Annotated in this window: 6 protein-coding genes; 3 read left to right on the forward strand and 3 right to left on the reverse strand. The window is 35.4% G+C overall.

Annotated features, from left to right (window positions below; genetic code table 11):
- Positions 1–191: 191 nt before the first annotated feature.
- The 3 genes from F6K57_RS41225 to F6K57_RS41235 are packed head-to-tail and all read right to left on the reverse strand — an operon-like array spanning position 192 to position 1,657.
- Positions 192–557: a hypothetical protein gene (locus tag F6K57_RS41225; RefSeq protein WP_293074862.1), complete on the reverse strand. Its 366-nt coding sequence runs from the start codon at positions 555–557 to the stop codon at positions 192–194.
- Between the two features lie 36 nt (positions 558–593).
- Positions 594–1,031 carry a hypothetical protein gene (locus F6K57_RS41230; RefSeq protein ID WP_293074865.1) on the reverse strand — a complete coding sequence of 146 codons (438 nt, stop codon included), beginning with the start codon at positions 1,029–1,031 and terminating at the stop codon, positions 594–596.
- An 11-nt stretch (positions 1,032–1,042) separates the two neighbouring features.
- A complete protein-coding gene (locus F6K57_RS41235) occupies positions 1,043–1,657 on the reverse strand; it encodes a multicopper oxidase domain-containing protein (protein WP_364306300.1) in 615 nt (204 codons plus the stop codon).
- 81 nt (positions 1,658–1,738) lie between these two features.
- Here F6K57_RS41235 and F6K57_RS41240 point away from each other — a divergent pair, with 81 nt between their 5' ends.
- From F6K57_RS41240 to F6K57_RS41250, 3 genes are all read left to right on the forward strand, one after another.
- A complete protein-coding gene (locus F6K57_RS41240) occupies positions 1,739–2,635 on the forward strand; it encodes a transposase family protein (protein ID WP_293074868.1) in 897 nt (298 codons plus the stop codon).
- Between the two features lie 95 nt (positions 2,636–2,730).
- Positions 2,731–2,856 carry a hypothetical protein gene (locus tag F6K57_RS41245; RefSeq protein ID WP_293074871.1) on the forward strand — a complete coding sequence of 42 codons (126 nt, stop codon included), beginning with the start codon at positions 2,731–2,733 and terminating at the stop codon, positions 2,854–2,856.
- Positions 2,853–3,126: Uma2 family endonuclease (locus tag F6K57_RS41250; protein ID WP_293074874.1), on the forward strand; the 274-nt coding region annotated here is incomplete at its 3' end. The genes F6K57_RS41245 and F6K57_RS41250, both read left to right, overlap by 4 nt.

Consider the following 3,126-nt stretch of genomic DNA (forward strand, 5'->3'; position numbering starts at 1 on the left):
TTGGGGAGGCAGCGCGGTCTTGGGGGTTCCCCCCATGAGCGACTGCCGTGGTTTCCCCCATGAGCGACTGCATCAAGACAATGAGATGCACTCGAATAGTTTCCTCTTCTCTTCGAGTTTTGGCAACTCCAAAAACTGTTTTTGGAATTGCCATTGATGTACCAGACTTTATTGATATCATACAACCTATTTCAGTTATAAATCTTGGCAATTTTCTCAGATAATTGAGCTGGGGTCATTACCGGATATTCAGGTGGATATACAGATGCAGTTTCTCCAGATGGAGAGAGTGCCTCAAGGCAATTAGGAGGTTCACTTACCTTTCCTTTAAAGGGTTTATCTTTATCTGGAGACCACGCTTTTAGAAGGTTTTTTACATCAGATTTCATCTTCTCTCGTGTTTGATCAGGAACCCAACTTTTTTGTGAAAGTTTTTTGTATACATATTTAACAAAACCAAAGGAATCTTGATACTCTGTTGGAGCAACGATCTTACAGTTCCTTCCAATGGCAGCTTCGTATTCTTCCGATGCTGTATTAAGAATACTAATAATCACCTTTTCAGCAAATTCCGGTGGAAGATTCTTATTATTTTAAAAAAATCTCTCTATAGCTGATTCAATCTTTGCCACTGAGCCCTCAGATTCCTCAAATTGTTCATCTACTTCGTCACTATAAGGGTGATATTTAGCTTTCTCGTATAGAGCTTCCAAATTCTGTTTGAAATCATCAACACCTTCCTCTTTTAATTTATCTTGAATTTCCCCGTAAAGTTCCTCAATAGGATGTTCTAAATGAGATTGTGCTTGCTCTGGGGTTCCCCCGTTTAATAAATCTTTGGCTGCAATCAGATGACCTTGCATTAGACCAAGATTTTTGATATAATCTTCATCTAATAGCTTTTCAGGTTCGGAGTTATAAAAAAGTTCACTAGTTTTAGTAGGAGGATTACTAGGTAAATAGTACCTGATTCCTAGCACCAAAAGGGCAACAACTAAAGTGATCAAAACGTATTTGAGTATATTTTTCATAACGTTTACTGTTATAAAAATTTGTTACTAGGAATAACTGAAAATTGTCCCATGCAACCATTTTCAGCAATTTGGTCTTGATGAGGGTGAAACATATAGTTTCCTGGGAACGAATACGCAAACTCTAAAATATGCCGTTCCGCTGTACCCATAGTAATGACATCGGTTTTGAGAGTTGGCTTTATAGTACAACCGGTTGGATAAACGTTAAACATGTTGGCATGAATATGAAAAGTGACAGCCACATCATACTCAATCATATTCAGTATATATAATCTTATTAACTGATTTTGATAAATAGGAATAGGGTGTTTATTGTAAAAATCAGGTAAGCCATTAAACGCATAAAGTTCATTAGTTTTTATGTCTTCAGTTTTTATGTCTCCGTCAATGTCATAACCTGACATAACTAAAACCATTTCATCGGCAGGAGGGCGTTTTCTGGGAGGATCGATAATGAACATACCATACAGTCCTTTGCTAATGTGGCGAGTAACAGGACTAACATGGCAATGGTAAAGATGAACGCCATAGGGCTTAGCCTCAAATTCATAGACAGTTTCTTTACCTTTGCCTATTGAAGTCACTCCATCCATTTCAGCAGGATGAATACCATGAAAATGAATGCTATAGACATCTCCAAAAAATAAAAAAACTAGATTTGCTTTATGTTATAATGGAAGTTAATTACCAATTTGTTTTTTGAAATGATTCCAATTGTCAGCTATATTAAACGTAATCCAAGGTCAACAAAGAGATTGATAGGATTAAGTGAGAAACACCTTAATAAACTAATTGACAACGCCCAAAAATACCACCATAAAAAAAAGTCAGAAATCGCTCAAACAGAAATTAGATTAATTAAAGCTGGTGGTGGAAGAAAATCTCTCTTAAATACAGAAGAGCAAATAATTTTAACATTATATTATTTACATAATCATCCTACCTTTGAAATCTTAGGAATTCATTTCAATGTGTCGGAATCGACAGCTAACAATGTTTTTCATTATTGGGTCAATATTTTGAGTGAGCTTTTACCTAGTAGCTTGCTAGAGCAAGTAAAAAAAAATACAAGTGACGAGAAATGGGTAAAGGAAATTTTAACAGAATTAGAATTAATTGTAGATAGCTGTGAACAAGATAGAGAAAGACCTCTGGATTACAAAGAACAAAAAAAATATTACTCGGGCAAGAAAAAAAGGCACACCTTTAAAAATCAATTAATTACTACTCCGGATGGTCAAGAAATAGTTGATGTAATAGTAGGATATCCAGGACCTAAAAGTGATATTATTTTATGGCGAGAACAGTCAAAAAATTTAGAAAAAACCCAAAGATATAATGGCGACAAAGCTTACTATGGAGAAGACCGAATAAAAACACCAAAAAAGAAACCAAAAAATCAAGAAATGCCGCCAGAAATAAAAGAAGATAATCAGAAAAAATCTCGCGATCGAATATTTGTAGAACACCTGATAAGAGTGATCAAAACATTTAGAGTTGCCTCGGAGAGATTTCGCCTAAATAGCAAAAATTATTCAAAAGTTATTTTGACAGTTTGCGGTTTAGTAAGACTCCGAATAGGCGCTTTAATTTTAAGTTAGTTTTAACCTAATTTGTTTTCAGACAAATTAGATATTTAGTTTATATTTTTTAGGTTAATTATTATCAAAAAAACTTCATAACTATTATTATTTCGTTGAAAGTTGTCATATTTGTGAATGATCGCAAGCATCTCAAAGCTAGTGATAGAACTGCTTTGCAATTCCTGGAGATGTCTATTCCCGATTCCCGATTCCCGATGCCCTACTCCATAAAAAAATGACTAAAAACTTGATTCCCCAAAGTGAAGCTCCTGCTTCTCCTAAAGAAACGCTACCTACCATGTATGATCTGCCGAGTGAGAATCCGGAGGAACCTGGTTTGCCAGACGAATTTCACGATTTACAACCAGAATTATTAAGTCGTACCTTTCGTTGTCAGTATTACCCTTCTGAGGAAGTATTTATTGGTACAGATTTAAATCTTTACTATGATGTGCGCCATCCTCAATGGTATAAACGCCCGGATTGGTTTTTAGTAGTGGGAGTTCCCC

The sequence above is a fragment of the Moorena sp. SIO4A5 genome (assembly GCF_010672005.1).
Lineage (GTDB): Bacteria > Cyanobacteriota > Cyanobacteriia > Cyanobacteriales > Coleofasciculaceae > Moorena.